The sequence below is a fragment of the Janthinobacterium svalbardense genome, assembly GCF_002327145.1.
Lineage (GTDB): Bacteria > Pseudomonadota > Gammaproteobacteria > Burkholderiales > Burkholderiaceae_D > Janthinobacterium > Janthinobacterium tructae.
Genome location: NZ_CP023422.1, coordinates 2344317 through 2360579, shown reverse-complemented (window position 1 = coordinate 2360579; position 16263 = coordinate 2344317). Strand labels below are relative to the sequence as shown.

Annotated in this window: 15 protein-coding genes and 2 tRNA genes; 6 read left to right on the top strand and 11 right to left on the bottom strand. The window is 60.8% G+C overall.

Annotated elements, in window-relative coordinates:
* Positions 1-141: 141 nt before the first annotated feature.
* From CNX70_RS10630 to CNX70_RS10610, 5 genes are all read right to left on the bottom strand, one after another.
* Positions 142-231 (bottom strand) — tRNA-Ser (locus CNX70_RS10630).
* Positions 232-566: 335 nt separating this feature from the next.
* Positions 567-656: transfer RNA gene (locus CNX70_RS10625), tRNA-Ser, on the bottom strand.
* Between the two features lie 95 nt (positions 657-751).
* Positions 752-2023, bottom strand: coding sequence for a serine--tRNA ligase (serS, locus tag CNX70_RS10620; RefSeq protein WP_096234661.1), 1272 nt, complete (start codon positions 2021-2023; stop codon positions 752-754).
* A 134-nt stretch (positions 2024-2157) separates the two neighbouring features.
* Positions 2158-2361, bottom strand: a complete 204-nt coding sequence (locus CNX70_RS10615; RefSeq protein WP_096234660.1) for a hypothetical protein — start codon at positions 2359-2361, stop codon at positions 2158-2160.
* 149 nt (positions 2362-2510) lie between these two features.
* Positions 2511-3932 carry an aminotransferase-like domain-containing protein gene (locus CNX70_RS10610; protein ID WP_096238385.1) on the bottom strand — a complete coding sequence of 474 codons (1422 nt, stop codon included), beginning with the start codon at positions 3930-3932 and terminating at the stop codon, positions 2511-2513.
* 180 nt (positions 3933-4112) lie between these two features.
* Between CNX70_RS10610 and CNX70_RS10605 the strand changes: the two genes are divergently transcribed.
* Positions 4113-4403: a DUF2917 domain-containing protein gene (locus CNX70_RS10605; RefSeq protein ID WP_157750977.1), complete on the top strand. Its 291-nt coding sequence runs from the start codon at positions 4113-4115 to the stop codon at positions 4401-4403.
* On the top strand, positions 4400-5143 hold the full coding sequence (locus CNX70_RS10600) for an NAD-dependent epimerase/dehydratase family protein (protein WP_096234658.1): 744 nt from the start codon (positions 4400-4402) through the stop codon (positions 5141-5143). The genes CNX70_RS10605 and CNX70_RS10600 overlap by 4 nt, the downstream gene beginning before the upstream one ends.
* A 1-nt stretch (position 5144) precedes the next feature.
* Here the strand turns inward: CNX70_RS10600 and CNX70_RS10595 are convergent, their stop codons facing one another.
* The 3 genes from CNX70_RS10595 to CNX70_RS10585 all read right to left on the bottom strand — a co-directional run bounded on the left by CNX70_RS10595 (position 5145) and on the right by CNX70_RS10585 (position 9557).
* Positions 5145-6464: a replication-associated recombination protein A gene (locus tag CNX70_RS10595; RefSeq protein WP_096234657.1), complete on the bottom strand. Its 1320-nt coding sequence runs from the start codon at positions 6462-6464 to the stop codon at positions 5145-5147.
* Positions 6465-6533: 69 nt separating this feature from the next.
* Positions 6534-7190 (bottom strand): outer membrane lipoprotein chaperone LolA, encoded by a 657-nt coding sequence (gene lolA / locus CNX70_RS10590; RefSeq protein ID WP_243420167.1) that lies wholly within the window; start codon positions 7188-7190, stop codon positions 6534-6536.
* Positions 7191-7196: 6 nt separating this feature from the next.
* Positions 7197-9557, bottom strand: coding sequence for a DNA translocase FtsK (locus CNX70_RS10585; protein WP_096234655.1), 2361 nt, complete (start codon positions 9555-9557; stop codon positions 7197-7199).
* A gap of 215 nt (positions 9558-9772) precedes the next feature.
* On the opposite strand from CNX70_RS10585, the gene trxB reads away from it, so the two are divergent.
* From trxB to CNX70_RS10570, 3 genes are all read left to right on the top strand, one after another.
* Positions 9773-10726: a thioredoxin-disulfide reductase gene (gene trxB / locus CNX70_RS10580; RefSeq protein WP_096234654.1), complete on the top strand. Its 954-nt coding sequence runs from the start codon at positions 9773-9775 to the stop codon at positions 10724-10726.
* A 7-nt stretch (positions 10727-10733) separates the two neighbouring features.
* The gene (locus CNX70_RS10575; RefSeq protein WP_096234653.1) at positions 10734-11408 is read left to right on the top strand and encodes a Smr/MutS family protein; all 675 of its coding nucleotides are present in this window, start codon (positions 10734-10736) and stop codon (positions 11406-11408) included.
* A gap of 133 nt (positions 11409-11541) precedes the next feature.
* Positions 11542-12171, top strand: coding sequence for a trimeric intracellular cation channel family protein (locus tag CNX70_RS10570; RefSeq protein WP_096234652.1), 630 nt, complete (start codon positions 11542-11544; stop codon positions 12169-12171).
* A gap of 25 nt (positions 12172-12196) precedes the next feature.
* Here CNX70_RS10570 and CNX70_RS10565 read toward each other — a convergent pair whose 3' ends face one another.
* Together CNX70_RS10565 and CNX70_RS10560 are read right to left on the bottom strand one after the other, a co-directional pair.
* The gene (locus tag CNX70_RS10565; RefSeq protein WP_034758685.1) at positions 12197-12535 is read right to left on the bottom strand and encodes a P-II family nitrogen regulator; all 339 of its coding nucleotides are present in this window, start codon (positions 12533-12535) and stop codon (positions 12197-12199) included.
* A 173-nt stretch (positions 12536-12708) separates the two neighbouring features.
* Positions 12709-14325 carry an NAD+ synthase gene (locus CNX70_RS10560; protein ID WP_096234651.1) on the bottom strand — a complete coding sequence of 539 codons (1617 nt, stop codon included), beginning with the start codon at positions 14323-14325 and terminating at the stop codon, positions 12709-12711.
* Positions 14326-14416: 91 nt separating this feature from the next.
* Here CNX70_RS10560 and CNX70_RS10555 point away from each other — a divergent pair, with 91 nt between their 5' ends.
* Positions 14417-15550 (top strand): GNAT family N-acetyltransferase, encoded by a 1134-nt coding sequence (locus CNX70_RS10555; protein WP_096234650.1) that lies wholly within the window; start codon positions 14417-14419, stop codon positions 15548-15550.
* Between the two features lie 75 nt (positions 15551-15625).
* Here CNX70_RS10555 and ppa read toward each other — a convergent pair whose 3' ends face one another.
* Entirely contained in the window at positions 15626-16168 is a 543-nt protein-coding gene (ppa, locus tag CNX70_RS10550) for an inorganic diphosphatase (protein WP_071078556.1), read from the bottom strand.
* Positions 16169-16263 lie beyond the last annotated feature (95 nt).

Genomic DNA, 16263 nt, shown 5'->3' with positions numbered 1-16263 from the left:
GACTTTCAATGCCTGAATGGAGGAAAAAACGCCTTGCGCTGCGCGCTTTGGGCGGTTTTTCTACCTGCATTGAGACGTCGCAGGTCTGTTGGCATCACAAATAAAAAAAAGCTCCCTTGCGGGAGCTTCTTTTATGTATTCTGGCGGAGAGGGTGGGATTCGAACCCACGGTACGATTTAACGTACGCTTGATTTCGAGTCAAGTACATTCGACCACTCTGCCACCTCTCCGTTTACTGCGGTCTATTCATTCAAACTGGCGTGCCGGTTTGAACGAGGCGCTATTTTAGCATGGGGATTGTTGGGTTGGGTAGGGGTTTGTTGCTGATCTTGCTTTTGAAAAGCAAAAACCAATTGGGCGATTCGGGGAGCCTCGCGCGACTACGCGGCTCGTCTTTGTAGACGCCGCCTTGGCGCACGCGTCAAAACCAATTGGACGATTCGGAGAGCCCCGCGCAAATATGCGCGGGGCTTCAAATCCCCCGCGTACGCCCCGCAGGGGGCGTACTCCTCTTCGCCGACACAAATAAAAAAAGCTCCCTTGCAGGAGCTTTTTCTATTTGTTCTGGCGGAGAGGGTGGGATTCGAACCCACGGTACGATTTAACGTACGCTTGATTTCGAGTCAAGTACATTCGACCACTCTGCCACCTCTCCATTTACTGCGGTCTTTTCCTGCATTGCTGCGGGAAGGCAAGATTATAGCAGCCCGCAACAAAAAGAAAAGGACTATTTTTAAGCCTTCAGATGCGTCAGCCCCCCATATACGGACGCAGCACGGCTGGGATCTCGACGCTGCCGTCTGCTTGCTGGTAGTTTTCCAGCACGGCGACCAGGGTGCGACCCACTGCCAGGCCGGAGCCGTTCAGGGTGTGCACCAGTTCCGGTTTGCCGGCGGCGTTGCGGAAACGCGCCTGCATGCGGCGGGCCTGGAAGGCTTCGCAATTCGACAGGGACGAGATTTCGCGGTAAGTGTTTTGCGCCGGCAACCACACTTCCAGGTCGAAGGTCTTGGTGGCCGTAAAGCCCATGTCACCCGTGCACAGGGACATCACGCGGTATGGCAAACCAAGGCGTTGCAAAATCGTTTCCGCGTGGCCGACCATTTCTTCCAACACTTGGTACGACGTGTCCGGGTGCACCACTTGCACCATTTCCACCTTGTCGAACTGGTGCTGGCGGATCATGCCGCGCGTGTCGCGGCCGTAGCTGCCCGCTTCCGAGCGGAAGCATGGCGTGTGGGCCGTCATTTTCAGTGGCAATTGATCGAGCGCCAGGATTTCATCGCGCGCGATATTGGTCAGCGTCACCTCCGAGGTAGGGATCAGGTAGAAGGTCTCGCCCTCGCCTTCCGCGCCGCCTTTTTTCACCGAGAACAGATCGGCTTCGAATTTCGGCAGCTGGCCCGTGCCGCGCAGCGAATCGGCGTTGACCATGTATGGGGTATAGCATTCCGTGTAGCCGTGCTCGTCCACGTGCGTGTTGAGCATGAACTGCGCCAGTGCGCGATGCAAACGGGCGATGCCGCCCTTCATGACGGAGAAGCGCGAACCGGTCAGCTTGGTGGCTACTTCGAAGTCCAGGCCCAGCGGGGCGCCCACGTCGACGTGATCCTTGACTTCAAAATCAAACGTGCGTGGCGTGCCGACCTTGCGCACTTCCACATTGCCCGACTCGTCCGTGCCTGCCGGTGCCGATTCGTGCGGCAAATTCGGCACGGCCATGATGAAGTCGCTCAGCTTGGCTTGCACCAGGGTCAGCGCCGCTTCATCGGCTTTCAGTTCATCGCCCAGGCCGGCCACTTGCGCCATCACGGCCGAGGTATCTTCCCCCTTGCCTTTCAACATGCCGATTTGCTTGGACAGCGCATTGCGCTTGCCCTGCAGCTCTTCGGTGCGCGTCTGGATCGCCTTGCGTTCGGCTTCGAGGGCATTGAAACCTGCCACGTCGAGCTGGAATTTGCGCGTCGCCAGGCGTTCTGCGACGGTGGCGATGTCTTTACGGAGAAGTTGGATATCTATCATGGGTGGATGGCGGTGCCGATGTATCGAAAGCACTCATTGTACCAAGACCCTGTTCACTTCGATGAGTTTTGCACACGTCCTGCCATCGTCATGGCGGCATGGCTGGGCACTCGCGCCCGCTTTACAACTTGTGTTCAGATAAAGGCGGCTTTTTCGGCAGCGGTCAGGCGGCGGGCGCTGACGGTGACGACGGGCATGGTGCTGTTGGCAGCCTGGGCGATCACGGTGCTGCTGGCGCTCACTTCCACCGTATTCGCGCCGGCGCTGGCGAAGCTGGCGCCGATGGCGATGATGGCGGCGGCGACAAAGGTGATTTCCATGTTTTTCAGTGCGTGCATGATGTTACTCCTGGTTGGTTTGCGTCGTTGACTGCTGCTGGTATGGTGGTACTTTAGCCAACGGCGACAAACAACGCTACCGGCTTGCGACCAGCGGCGAAAAACAGGGAGCGAACGGTGAAAAACAGGGACTGAAACGCAAAGAATAGTTACAAGGCCTCATGCACCAGGCGGCCCAGGCGGCCAATCGCCTGCTCGATGCGCGGCGTCCACGCATTGCCGCAATTGAGGCGCAGATAATTGCTGAACTTGCCCGAGGCCGAGAACAGCTGGCCTGGCATATACGCCACGCCGTCCGCGATGGCCTGGCCATGCAGGGCCAGCGCATCGACTTGCGGCGGCATCTGCACCCACAGCACGAAACCGCCCTGCGGCTCGGACAGCATGCAGTCCGCCGGAAAGCTGGCCGCCACCGCGTCGGACATGCGGGCGATGCGCTGCACCAGGGTGCGCCGCATCTTGCGCAGCTGCTGGTCGTAGCTGCTGCCTTCCAAAAAATCGGCCAGCACGGCCTGGAAGAAATGGCTGGTGGCCCCGCTCGACACGGTTTTCAGCAAGGCCACTTCCTGCGCGAAGCGCCCGGCCAGCACGTAGCCGACGCGCGCGGCGGGCGTAATCGCCTTGGAAAACGAGGAGCACAGCAAGACGTTGCCGCTCGTATCATAGGCCTTCACGGGCCAGGGACGCTGCGGCGCAAAGCACAGGTCGCCATATACATCATCTTCCACCAGCGGAATATTGAATTCCGACAGCAGGCCAGCGAGGCGCTTCTTGTTGGCTTCCGGCATGACGCAACCGAGCGGGTTATTCGCGTTCGGCACGAACAGGCACGCCTGCACGAGGCCGGCGCGCAAGGCCAGCTCGAGCGCATCGAGCGACGGCCCCGTCTTCGGGTCGGTGGGAATTTCCAGCGCCTTCATGCCCAGGCTTTCGATCATCTGCAGCAGCACGAAATACGTGGCCGATTCGATGGCGATGGTGTCGCCCGGCCTGGCAACGGCGCGCAGGCACAGGCTGATCGCTTCCGTGCAGGAATTCGTCACGACGATTTCAGCCGGGTCCAGCTTGCCCCAGTCCAGCGCGCGGCGCGTCACCTGGCGCAGGAAATTGCCTTCGCTGACGTCGTAGCAGCTGACCTTGCTCAACAAAGCGGGCTCACGCCGCGCCACCGCGCTGATGGTGCGCTGCATGCGCTTGACGGGCAGTATCTCGTCGGGCGGCCAGGCCGTGCCCAGCTGCACAATATCGGATGTTTCGTTGTCCTTCAGCACGCGCATCAACAGATTGTTGATGCCGACAAAGGCCGGCTCCTTCAAATGCTGGGCGTCGGCACTGCACGGGCGGCGCGGCGCCCGGTGGCGCACGAAATAGCCGGACTGGGGCCGCGCGTCGACCTGCCCGCGGTCTTCCATCAGGCGCAAGGCTTGCATCACCGTGCTGACGGAAATACGCTTTTGCTGCGCCAAATGGCGGATCGATGGCAGGCGGTCGCCGGGCGCGAACACGCGCGCGTCGATCAGGGCGCCCAGCTCGTTGGCCAGGTGCTCGTACAGATTCAAATGCGCGCTCATGTTCATCCCTTCAGTATGCGGCTGCCGCGCGCGGCATGCACAGATACAGTTGCCCGATTTTTTGACAAGCACAGTGTACGACAAAGGGTACTGTGATCATGACAATTTCGTTTTCCTGCATCTGTCATGGTTCGTCGCAAGCGCCTAAGCTGTTCCTGTCAGCACAACAGGAGCGATGCCATGCATACCGACCACGAATTACGCAGCGAACGGCCCTTGCGCCTGGAAAAAGCGCACGCCAGGGTCATCGAATGCCTGTCCGGCACGGCCTGGATCACGGCCTACGCCCAGTTCGACGATTGCGTGCTGCGCAGCGGCGAACGCTACACGATACCGAATGATGGCCTGGTGCTGGTCGAAGCCGTGGGTAGCGGACGCATCCGCGTACATGGGACCGCCGCGCCGCGACGCGCCCTGCTGCGTTGGCTGAACCTGGCACTGCCTCACACACTGAACACAAGGAATACATGATTCAAGCAGCCACACCACTGCGCGTCCTCGTCACGGGCGCCGCCGGCATCATCAGCACCGCTTTCTGGAAGCGCCGGCACGGGGAATTTTCCCTGCGCCTGGCCGACCTGCACACAGGCAAGCTGGCCGAAGCGCCCTGCCCGTCCATGCAGCTCGACGTGAGCGACTACGCCGCCTGCCTGGCCGCCTGCATGGATACCGATGTCGTGCTGCACCTGGCCGGCGTGCCGCACGCCAGCGCCGATTTCGATGCGCAGCTGCTGCAGCCGAACATCATCGGCACGCACAACATCTTCCGCGCGGCACAGGCACAAGGTGTGAAAAGAGTGGTGTTTGCCAGCAGCGCGCAAGCCATCGAGGGCTATCCGCTGGATAGGCAAGTGCATGAGCACATGCCGGCCCGGCCCGCCAACATGTATGGCGCCAGCAAGGCCTTTGGCGAAGGCGTGGCTTCGGCCTTCGCCCACCAGCATGGCATGACGACGATCGCCGTGCGCATCGCCAACGTGGCCTACTTTGCGCCAGGTCAACAGCACAGCGCGCGCGACATCGCCGCCTTCATCAGCGAGCGCGACGTGGTGCAGCTACTGGCATGCTGCGTGGCGGCGCACGTGCCGCCCGGCTACCATGTCATGCATGGCGTGTCGGACAACCGCTACAAGCGGCTATCCATCGAAGCGACGCGCCAGCTGGTCGGCTACGCGCCGCAGGATGACGGTTTTAACTTGCTGGGCCTGTAATTCAGCCCTTGCCGGCCGGTTTTCCTGCTTTTCTGTCCAGCTCGCGCAGCCACGCCAATTTATCGGCTATTTTGCTTTCCAGGCCGCGCGGCACGGGCTGGTACCAGCCCGGCTCGGCCATACCGTCCGGAAAGTAGGTTTCGCCAGCCGCATACGCATCGGGTTCGTCGTGCGCGTAGCGGTAGGCGTGGCCGTAACCGAGTTCCTTCATCAATTTGGTCGGCGCATTGCGCAAGTGCACGGGCACTTCCTTCGATTTATCTTTCTTGACGAAGGCCATGGCCGTATTGAACGCGTTGTAGCCGGCATTGCTTTTCGCGGCAATCGCCAGGTAAATCACGGCCTGGCCCAGCGCCAGCTCGCCTTCGGGCGAACCCAGGCGTTCATAGGTTGCCGCCGCGTCGTTGGCCATGGTCAAGGCGCGCGGGTCGGCCAGGCCGATGTCTTCCCAGGCCATGCGCACGATGCGCCGCGACAAGTAGCGCGGGTCGGCGCCGCCATCGATCATGCGGCAAAACCAGTACAGGGCCGCATCCGGGTTCGAGCCCCGCACGGACTTGTGCAGGGCGGAGATCTGGTCATAAAAATTGTCGCCGCCCTTGTCGAAGCGGCGCGAATTGAGGGTCAGCGCGTTGTCGACAAAGGCCGCGTCGATCTTCGTCGTACCCGTCGAGCTGGCGGCCGTTTCGGCCTGTTCCAGCAAGTTCAGGAAACGCCGCGCATCGCCATCCGCGTAGCCGATCAGGGTATCGGCAGCCGCCTCGTCAAACGTCAAGTGCGTCAGCGCCGTCGACTGCGCCTTGGCCAGCAGCAGCTTCATCTCGTCTTCATTGAGCGATTTGAGCACATACACTTGCGCGCGCGACAGCAGCGCCGAATTGACTTCGAAACTGGGGTTTTCCGTCGTCGCGCCAATGAAGGTCACCAGGCCCGATTCGACGAAGGGCAACAAGGCATCCTGTTGCGACTTGTTGAACCTGTGGATTTCGTCGACGAACAATAAAGTGTGCTTGCCGAACTGGTCCAGGCTGTGGCGCGCCTGGTCCATGGCTGCGCGAATATCTTTCACGCCCGCAAACACGGCCGACAAGGCGATGAATTCGCTGTCGAAGGCGTTCGCCATCAGGCGCGCCAAGGTGGTCTTGCCCACGCCGGGCGGCCCCCACAAGATCATCGAATGGGCCTTGCCCGCCTCGAAAGCGAGACGCAGCGGCTTGCCCACGCCCAGCAAATGCGTCTGGCCGATGACTTCGTTGAGGGTAGCAGGCCGCAAGGCTTCGGCCAGCGGCTGGCGCGGTGCGGTGGAAAAGAGATCCGCCATAGTATTTACCGGGTAAGAATGCAAAGGCCCCGCATAGTGCGAGGCCGGTCAATAACAGTATGCGAAAAATTAATTATTAATCACATCCGCGCCCTTGGGCATGACAAATTTAAAGTGATTGGCAGACAAAGCCGGATTTTTCTGGAAATTCTTGAACGACAGCACCGAGGTCTGCCCGAACGAATCGCGCAATTCCATCGCTTCCGGCACGCCGTTGCGCAGGCCGATGGTGATTTCATCGAAGGTCGTGTCCTTGGCTTTCGGCGTCGCTTTCAGCCATTCCAGGCCATCGCGCGTGCCCGCTTCGGCCAACGTAAAATTCTTTTCCAGGTCGTTGCTGCCGAACAAAATGGCTGCTGGCGAGGACCCGAGGGCGTCGCCCAGTTTCTTCACCGTCACCTGGCTCAAGTCTTTGTCGTAGATATACAGCTTGTCGCCGTCCGCTTGCAGCAATTGCTCGTACGGTTTCAGATAAGTCCAGATGAACTTGCCCGGGCGGGCAAATTCAAACGTGCCGCTGGCGGGGGTCGATACTTTCGCCTTGCCGCTGGCGTCCGCCTTCTTGACTTGCCGCTGCACAAACTCGCCCTTGGCCGACTTGGTGCCGGCGGCAAAGCTCTTGAACTGCTCCAGCGCGCTGGCCGAGGCGCTGGCGGCGAACAGCAGGCTGCAGGCGACACTGGCCGCGCCGATGATCATTTTTGTTGCGAAAGTCGTATTCTTCATTCTGTTTTACCCTTGTTCGGCACTCGCCGCCGGCACCAGGATTTCCCGGTTGCCATTGGATTGCATGGTTGACACCACCCCGCTCTGCTCCATCTGCTCGAGCAGACGGGCGGCGCGGTTGTAGCCGATGCGCAAATGACGCTGCACCAGCGAAATCGAGGCGCGGCGGTTTTTCAGCACCACCGCCACCGCCTGGTCGTACAGGGCATCGGCCTCGCCGCCACCCTCGCCCGGCGCGCCGCCTTCGGCGCCATCGCCTTCCAGGGTGCCGCCTTCGAGGATGCCCTCGATGTAATTCGGTTCGCCCTGCAGCTTCAGATGGCTGACGACCCTGTGGACTTCTTCATCGGACACAAACGCGCCGTGCACGCGCATCGGCAAGCCGGTGCCGGGCGGCATGTACAGCATGTCGCCCATGCCCAGCAGGGCTTCCGCGCCCATTTGGTCCAGAATGGTACGCGAGTCGATCTTCGACGAGACCTGGAAGGCGATACGCGTCGGAATGTTGGCCTTGATCAGCCCCGTAATCACGTCTACAGATGGGCGCTGCGTGGCCAGAATCAAGTGCAAACCGGCGGCGCGCGCCTTTTGCGCGATACGCGCGATCAATTCCTCGACTTTTTTGCCCACTACCATCATCAAGTCGGCCAGCTCGTCGATGATGATGACGATGGTCGGCAGTTTATCCAGCGGTTCCGGCGAGTCCGGCGTCAGGCTGAACGGATTCGGGATGTGTTCTTCGCGCTTTTTCGCGTCGGCGATCTTCGCGTTGTAGCCGGCCAGGTTACGCACGCCCATCTTGCTCATCAACTTGTAGCGGCGTTCCATCTCGTTCACGGCCCAATTCAGCGCGTGGCCCGCCTGGCGCATGTCGGTCACGACGGGCGCCAGCAAGTGCGGGATGCCTTCATAGACGGACATTTCCAGCATCTTCGGATCGATCAGAATCAGGCGCACGTCGAGCGGGTCGGATTTGTACAGCAGCGACAAAATCGTCGCATTGATGCCCACGGATTTACCGGAACCGGTGGTACCGGCCACCAGCAAGTGGGGCATCTTGGCCAGGTCGGCAACGACGGGCTTGCCGGCGATATCCTTGCCCAGCGCAATCGTCAGGCTGGACACGCCATCGTTGTAGACCTTGGAGCCGAGGATTTCCGTCAGGCGCACGATCTGGCGCTTGCTGTTCGGCAGTTCCAGCGCCATGTAATTCTTGCCGGGAATGGTTTCCACCACCCTGATCGACGTCAGGGACAGCGAACGGGCCAGGTCGCGCGCCAGGCCGACGATCTGGCTACCCTTGACGCCCGTGGCCGGCTCGATTTCATAGCGCGTGACCACAGGGCCGGGGTAAGCGGCCACTACCTTGGCATCCACGCCAAAGTCGGACAATTTCTTTTCGATCAGGCGGCTCGTAAATTCCAGCGTTTCCACGGACACCGTTTCCACCACGGGCGGCGCTTCATCAAGCAGCGACAGCGGCGGCAATTTGCCATCGCCGGGGGTTTCAAACAGATGCGCCTGGCGCTCTTTTTCCACGCGCTCCGATTTCACCACGGTCACCACCTGCGGCTCGATTTTGACGGGCGGCGCGGCCACATGCTTTTCCACGTGCTTGGCCCGTTCGATGACCACCACTTCGTCGCGGCGCACGGCGGCCACTTCACCCTGGCGGCGGTCTTCGCGGTCCTGGTAGCGCAGCACGAACCAGTTGAACGCATCTTCGATGGCGCCGCCGATGCGTTCGGCCACTTGCAGCCAGGACACATGGAAGAACAGGCTGAAACCCAGGCCGAACAGCAGCAACAGTAATAAAGTAGCGCCGGTGAAACCGAAGGCCACGTGGGCCGAGTGGCCCACCAGTTGGCCCAGCACACTGCCCGGATCGCGCGGCAAATGACCATGAAGGCTTTTCCCCATGCGCAGGTATTCCAGGCCCATGCTGCCGATCAGCATGATGGAGAAGCCGACGATGCGGATCAGCATCTCGACATGGTGTTCGCGCTCCACCTCCTCCTCTTCCAGCAGGAAGCGGCGGCTCAACTGGCGATAGCCATTCCATACCGTGCGCAGCAGCCAGACGCACCACCACCAGGCGGAAAAACCGAAGATATACAACAACAGGTCAGCAAGATACGCACCCAGCTTGCCGCCCAGGTTGGCCACCTTGTCGACGGAGGTCGCATGCGACCAGCCCGGATCGAGCTTGTTGAAGCTGGCCAGGATCAGCACGAAATACAAGGCAAACGCGGCCAGCGCGAACCAGCGCGCCTCGGACAGCAGCCGCACCAGCCGGTTCGGCAGAGGCCGGCGTTCGACCGGTTTACGGGTGTAGCTATTTTGATTGGCCTGGGCTGGTTTAGTCATTCTGGGAAGCGCTGCAAGGTGATAAATGTTTCTGAAAGGGAATTTCCCATAATAAGGAAGTATTCTAAGCCATATATGCCCCGGACGGCCCCACGATTCGTCGCTACAGGCGGCTTGGTCTATAATCGTGGATTGCTTGCGCAAGCGCAATACGCCCTTGTTCTTCGCGCGTACGCCCCCAATTCGGACAGACCACACTCATAGAGAAGCCTCCCATGACCACTACCAAACACGCCCGCGTTTTGATCCTCGGCTCCGGCCCAGCCGGCTACAGCGCCGCCGTCTACGCCGCCCGCGCCAACCTGAACCCGATGCTGGTCACCGGCGTAGAACAGGGCGGTCAATTGATGACCACCACGGACGTGGAAAACTGGCCCGGCGACCCGATGGGCGTGCAAGGCCCGGACCTGATGCAGCGCTTGCTGCAGCACGCCGAGCGTTTCAATACGGAAATCGTGTTTGACCATATCCACACCACATTCCTCAACGAAAAGCCGATCCGCCTGAAGGGCGACAGCCACGAATACACGTGCGATACGCTGATCATCGCCACGGGCGCATCCGCGCAATACCTGGGCCTGCCATCCGAAGCGCACTTTATGGGCAAGGGTGTGTCCGCCTGCGCCACCTGCGATGGCTTCTTCTACCGCAACCAGGAAGTGGCCGTCGTCGGCGGTGGCAACACGGCCGTCGAAGAAGCGCTGTACCTGTCGAACATCGCCAATAAAGTCACGCTGATCCACCGCCGCGACAAGTTCCGCGCCGAAGCGATCCTGATCGACCGCCTGAACGCCAAGGTGGCCGAAGGCAAGATCGTGTTGAAATATAACCACACCCTGGACGAAGTGACGGGCAACGACAGCGGCGTGACGGGCTTGAACATCAAGTCGACCATCGACGGCAAGGTCGAAGCATTGAGCGTGCACGGCGTCTTCATCGCCATCGGCCACAAGCCGAACACGGGCATCTTCGAAGGCCAGCTGGACATGCACAACGGCTACATCAAGACCAAGACTGGCCTGGAAGGCATGGCCACCGCCACCAGCGCGCCGGGCGTGTTTGCGGCCGGCGACGTGCAAGACCATATCTACCGCCAGGCCATCACCAGCGCCGGCACGGGTTGCATGGCAGCACTGGACGCCCAGCGCTACCTGGAAGGCCAGGAGTAAGCGTCGCATGGCGTCGATGAAAGACTTTGCCGACCTGAAAGCGGTCAGCAAGCAGCTCAAGGAGCAGGCAGATGCGCGCGCGCAAGCCGCGGCTGAACGCGCCCAGCAGGTCAAGGTGCAGGCCGTGGAAAGCAATCTGTTCAAGGCCAGCATCGGCGGCGTCAAGCGCCTGCCCGAGTCGGACCGCTACGTGCCCAGCGTGCCCAAGGCGGGCGCCATGGCGGCCCAGCAGCCGGCGCGCAAGCTGACGCCGGAAGAGGATCATGCTGCCGTGCTGCGCGAGTCGCTGTCGGACTTGTTCGAGGTCGACCATTACCTGGAAAACGATCCGTCCCTGAACTACGCCCGCCCAGGCGTGGGACCGGACGTGGTGAAAAAGATGCGCAAGGGCCACTGGCCCATCCAGGATGAGCTGGACTTGCACGGCTTGCGCCGCGACGAGGCGCGCGACGGCATCGGTGCCTTTTTGAACCAGGCGACGCGGCGCAAGCTGCGCTGCGTGCGCGTGATCCATGGCAAGGGTTTTGGCTCGAAAGGCCAGGAACCGGTCTTGAAATCGATGGTGCACAGCTGGCTCGTGCAAAAGGATGAAGTCATCGCCTTTTGCCAGGCGCGCCGCTCCGAAGGGGGCGATGGGGCGCTGGTGGTCTTGCTTTCTTCCGCGCTGCAGCCGATCCGTTAGCCTTAGCAGCAAGATCACAATTCAATAACAAGTTCCGCACTGCACACGGCCCCGTTTGTCACCATTCGGGGCCGTGTCATGTTAACCTGTGACAATTATTTCCTGCTTAGCGTCTCGAACACGCGCTCCACCCATGATGCCACCCCAACTGCCGCCTGGCTCGCTGATCAAGATCATCGAGGTCATCGCCATCCTGGTGGGCGCTTTTTCCGGCTTCATCGAAGCGCGCCGCAAGCGCATGGACCTGGTCGGCGTATTCGTCGTGGCCTTCATCACGGCGTTCGGCGGCGGCACCCTGCGCGACATCCTGCTCGACAAGCGGCCCCTGTTCTGGGTCTCGCACCAGGAATACGCGATTCTGATTTTCGTGCTGGCCCTGACGGCCGCGCCCTTGATCCAGCATTTGCGCCAGATCGTCTCGGAACGCCTGATCGTCATCGCCGACGCCATCGGCCTGGGCATGTTCGCCATCGCGGGCGTGGCCGAAGCGACGCGCGCCGGCATGCCGCTCTTCATCGCCTCGATGATGGGGGTGATTACGGGGATCTTTGGCGGCGTGATGCGCGACATCGTCTGCAACGAAGTGCCGATGGTGTTTCGTGACGGCAAACCGTACGCCATCTGCGCCTTTTTCGGCTGCTGGGCATATTTATTGCAAATGCACTTCGGCGCCCAGCACGACTTCGCGCTGTGGACCAGCGCCAGCGGTATCACGATTCTGCGCCTGATATGCTGGAAATTCGACATGCGCTTGGGGCGCTGACGGTCAGCGGCCCAAGCTGGAACACTTACACCGCGTCCGGACCCGTTTCACCCGTGCGGATACGGATGACCTGCTCCACGTCGCGCACGAAGATCTTGCCGTCGCCAATCTTGCCCGTGCGGGCCGCTTTGATGATGGCGTCGACCACCAGTTCCGACACGCTGTCGTCCACCACCACTTCGACTTTGACTTTCGGCAAGAAGTCGACCACGTACTCAGCGCCACGGTACAGCTCAGTATGGCCCTTCTGGCGGCCAAAGCCCTTCACTTCCGTCACGGTCAAGCCCGTCACGTTCACATCGGCCAGGGCCTCGCGTACTTCGTCGAGCTTGAATGGTTTGATGATGGCGGTAATCTGTTTCATGGCTTTCTCCTTATTGGTAATCGTCAGTTCTTCATTGGCTGGCTTAACGGGACCCCGCAAAACCGTAGCGAGCAAGTTCAATACCGGGTTGAGTAGCGGAGCCGTACTTTAGTACGGTGAGCAACGGATGCCCGGTAGTGAGCTGCGCAGTAGGTTTGGCGGGGTTCCCCACGTTATTCGTAGAATTTCGAAGTAATCGGGTAGCGCCAGTCGCGGCCGAAGCCACGGTGCGTGACGCGGATGCCCACCGGCGACTGGCGCCGCTTGTATTCATTGATCTTGATCAGGCGCGTGACCCGGGCCACATCGGCCGGCGGGTAGCCAGCCTCGATAATTTCGGCGATCGGCCGGTTTTCTTCCATGTACAGCTGCATGATGCCGTCGAGTACGTCGTATGGCGGCAAGGAATCCTGGTCCAGCTGGTCGGCGCGCAATTCGGCCGACGGTCCGCGCGTCAAGATGCGCTCGGGAATCACGTCCGAGACACTGTTGCGGTACGCGCACAGGCGGTACACCAGCGTCTTGGCGATATCCTTGATCACGGCAAAGCCGCCCGCCATGTCACCGTACAGGGTGCAATAGCCGACCGCCATCTCGCTCTTGTTACCCGTCGTCAGCACGATGCTGCCAAGCTTGTTCGACAGTGCCATCAGCAAGGTGCCGCGGATGCGCGCCTGGATATTCTCTTCCGTCGCGTCTTCCGCCAGCCCCGCGAACTCGCCGGCCAGGGTAGCGCGGAAGGCGTCGAAGGTTTGCTTGATCGGAATTTCATCGTAGCGCACATTGAGGCGTTTTACCATGTCGCGCGAATCGATCCATGAGATATCGGCCGTAAATTGCGACGGCATCATCACGGCGCGCACCTTGTCGGCGCCCAGCGCATCGACGGCGATGGCCAGGGTCAGGGCGGAATCGACGCCGCCCGACATGCCGATCAGCACGCCAGGGAAGCCATTCTTGCCGATATAGTCGCGCACGCCCAGCACCAGCGCCTGGTACACCTGCGCCTCCGTCGTCAACGGCGCGGCCAGGGCCTGCGGCATGGGCGCGGCGCCGTCGAACTCGACCAGCTGCAAGTCTTCCTCGAAGTGGCGCAGCTGGGCGCAAATGGTGCCGGCCGCATCCATGACAAACGAGTCGCCGTCAAAAATCAGCTCATCCTGGCCACCGACCAGGTTGGCGTACACGAGGGCCATGCCTTGCGCGCTGACGTTCTTGCGCATGGTTTCATAGCGCAGATGCTGCTTGTTCATGTGGTACGGCGAGCCGTTCGGCACCAGCAGCACTTGCGCGCCAGCGGCGCGGGCGCGCATCGGCGCGTGCTCGAACCACGTGTCTTCGCAGATATTGATGCCGAAACGCACACCCTTCACGCCAAACACGAAAGCCTGGTCCGCCGACGTGAAGTAACGCTTCTCATCGAAAACGGTGGTATTCGGCAAATCGTGCTTGCGGTAAGTGCCCAGCACTTCACCGTTCAGCAGCACGGAGGCGGCGTTATGGCGCACGCCCTTCTCGTCCTGCAGGGGCAAGCCCACCACCACGTGCAAATCCTTGAACTGGGCCAGGTCCGCAGCCAGCCCCGCAAACGCTTCCTGCGTTTTTGCGTAGAATGCATTGCGCAGTAATAAGTCCTCGGGTGGATAGCCGACCAGCGACAGTTCCGGCGTGAGCACGATATCGGCGCCCGCTTCAAAGGCGCGGCGGGATAGGTCGAAGATCTTGGCACGGTTGCCGGCCAGATCGCCGACCGTACTATTCATTTGAGCAATTGCGACTTTGACTGTCATGATGATGATGGATATTTTCGTTCTATTAAACAAGACAGGGGCGCGCAGGCCGACGGCGGCGCCCCGAGAGTGATGAAGGCACACTACAACAATGAATTATCGCACGGCTATCGTCACTACCCTGGCTGAAATTGGCGAAGCGGCCTGGTCTGAACTGCTGGCCAGCCAGCAGGACGCCAATCCCTTCCTCTCCTACGCCTTCCTGCACGCGCTGCACGATTCCGGCTGCGCGAGCGCGGACACGGGCTGGCAGCCGAATTACCTGGTGCTGTGGCAAGGCGAGACCCTGGCCGCCGCCCTGCCCCTGTACCTCAAAATGCACTCGTATGGCGAATACGTGTTCGACTGGGCCTGGGCCGAGGCATATCAGCAGCATGGCCTGGAATATTACCCGAAACTGTTGTCCGCTATTCCCTTTACGCCTGTGAGCGGCGCGCGCTTGCTGGCCCGCGATGGCCAGGCGCGCGCGGCCCTGCTGGCCTTCCTGCAGACGCAGCAGCAAGCGAGTGAAGTGTCGTCCTGCCACATCCTGTTCCCGCCGGAAAGCGAAGCGCGCCAGCTGGAAGAAGCTGGCTACCTGATGCGTAGTGGCGTGCAGTTTCACTGGCTCAATCCTGGCTACACGGATTTCGAGCAATTCCTCGCCACCCTGGAACACAAGAAACGCAAAAATATCCGCGCCGAGCGGCGCAAGGTACAGGAAGCGGGCGTGACCATGCGCCAGGTGCGCGGCATCGATGCTGTTGATGCCGATTGGAAACTCTTCCACCGCTGCTACAGCAATACCTATGCGGAACACCGCTCGTCGCCGTACTTGAGCCTGGAGTTCTTCCAGCGCATCGGTGCCAGCATGCCACAGAACATTTTATTGGTGATCGCCGAGCGCGAAGGCCGGGCCATTGCCGCCTCGCTGGTGATCCATACCAAGGACACCCTGTATGGCCGCTACTGGGGCGCGCTCGAGCACGTGCCCTGCCTGCATTTCGAGACGGCATATTACCAGCCGCTGGAATTTTGCATCGCCAACGGCATCGCCACCTTCGAAGGGGGCGCCCAGGGCGAGCACAAGATGGCGCGCGGCTTCCTGCCGCAAAAGACCTGGTCCGCCCACTGGCTGGCGCACCCGGCCTTTGCCGACGCCGTGCAGCGCTTCCTCGAACGCGAGCGGGGCGGCATTGATGCCTACCTCGATGAATTGAACGAGCACAGCCCGTTTCGCAGCTAGCAAAATAAAAACGCTCCCGGCCATCGCTGGCGGGGAGCGTTTTGAACGGTGGGCGGCAGCGAAGCGCCCCGTTATTTATGCTTTTGCAGCATCTGCCTTGTAGGCGGCGACGCCATTCAGGATTTCTTCCTTGGCCACGTCAGGACCATACCAGCCGTCGATCTTGACCCATTTGCCTTTTTCCAGATCTTTGTAGTGCTCAAAGAAATGCTGGATCTGGCGCAAGCGCAGTTCATTCAGATCTTCCGGCTTTTGCCAGTGGCTGTAGATCGACAGGACCTTGTCGACTGGCACGGCCAGCACTTTCGCGTCTTCGCCCGACTCGTCGGTCATTTTCAGCACGCCGATAGGACGGCAGCGCACGACCACGCCCGGGATCAGCGGGAACGGGGTGATGACCAGCACGTCAACCGGGTCGCCGTCCGGCGACAGGGTGTTCGGCACGTAGCCGTAGTTGCACGGGTAATGCATGGCGGTACCCATGAAGCGATCGACGAAGATCGCGCCGCTTTCCTTGTCGACTTCGTACTTGATCGGATCGGCGTTCATCGGGATTTCGATGACGACGTTGAAATCGTTCGGCAGGTCGCGGCCGGAAGAGACGTTATTCAAACTCATGGGGTTCCTCATTAGCGGATTGTGTTTTAACCGCGCAATTATAGCGAAGTACAGGCGGCTTGTGCGATGCAGCAGCGGCCCGCCGGCGATTTGCG

Bases quoted from the DNA above. Each gene is read 5' to 3' on its own strand.
- CNX70_RS10570 (WP_096234652.1), top strand. From the start codon at position 11,542: ATGATGCCACCCCAACTGCCGCCTGGCTCGCTGATCAAGATCATCGAG.
- CNX70_RS10560 (WP_096234651.1), bottom strand. From the start codon at position 14,325: ATGACAGTCAAAGTCGCAATTGCTCAAATGAATAGTACGGTCGGCGAT.
- serS (WP_096234661.1), bottom strand. From the start codon at position 2,023: ATGATAGATATCCAACTTCTCCGTAAAGACATCGCCACCGTCGCAGAA.
- CNX70_RS10600 (WP_096234658.1), top strand. From the start codon at position 4,400: ATGATTCAAGCAGCCACACCACTGCGCGTCCTCGTCACGGGCGCCGCC.
- trxB (WP_096234654.1), top strand. From the start codon at position 9,773: ATGACCACTACCAAACACGCCCGCGTTTTGATCCTCGGCTCCGGCCCA.
- CNX70_RS10565 (WP_034758685.1), bottom strand. From the start codon at position 12,535: ATGAAACAGATTACCGCCATCATCAAACCATTCAAGCTCGACGAAGTA.
- CNX70_RS10575 (WP_096234653.1), top strand. From the start codon at position 10,734: ATGGCGTCGATGAAAGACTTTGCCGACCTGAAAGCGGTCAGCAAGCAG.
- CNX70_RS10605 (WP_157750977.1), top strand. From the start codon at position 4,113: ATGCATACCGACCACGAATTACGCAGCGAACGGCCCTTGCGCCTGGAA.
- CNX70_RS10585 (WP_096234655.1), bottom strand. From the start codon at position 9,557: ATGACTAAACCAGCCCAGGCCAATCAAAATAGCTACACCCGTAAACCG.
- CNX70_RS10610 (WP_096238385.1), bottom strand. From the start codon at position 3,932: ATGAGCGCGCATTTGAATCTGTACGAGCACCTGGCCAACGAGCTGGGC.
- lolA (WP_243420167.1), bottom strand. From the start codon at position 7,190: ATGAAGAATACGACTTTCGCAACAAAAATGATCATCGGCGCGGCCAGT.
- CNX70_RS10595 (WP_096234657.1), bottom strand. From the start codon at position 6,464: ATGGCGGATCTCTTTTCCACCGCACCGCGCCAGCCGCTGGCCGAAGCC.
- ppa (WP_071078556.1), bottom strand. From the start codon at position 16,168: ATGAGTTTGAATAACGTCTCTTCCGGCCGCGACCTGCCGAACGATTTC.
- CNX70_RS10615 (WP_096234660.1), bottom strand. From the start codon at position 2,361: ATGCACGCACTGAAAAACATGGAAATCACCTTTGTCGCCGCCGCCATC.
- CNX70_RS10555 (WP_096234650.1), top strand. From the start codon at position 14,417: ATGAATTATCGCACGGCTATCGTCACTACCCTGGCTGAAATTGGCGAA.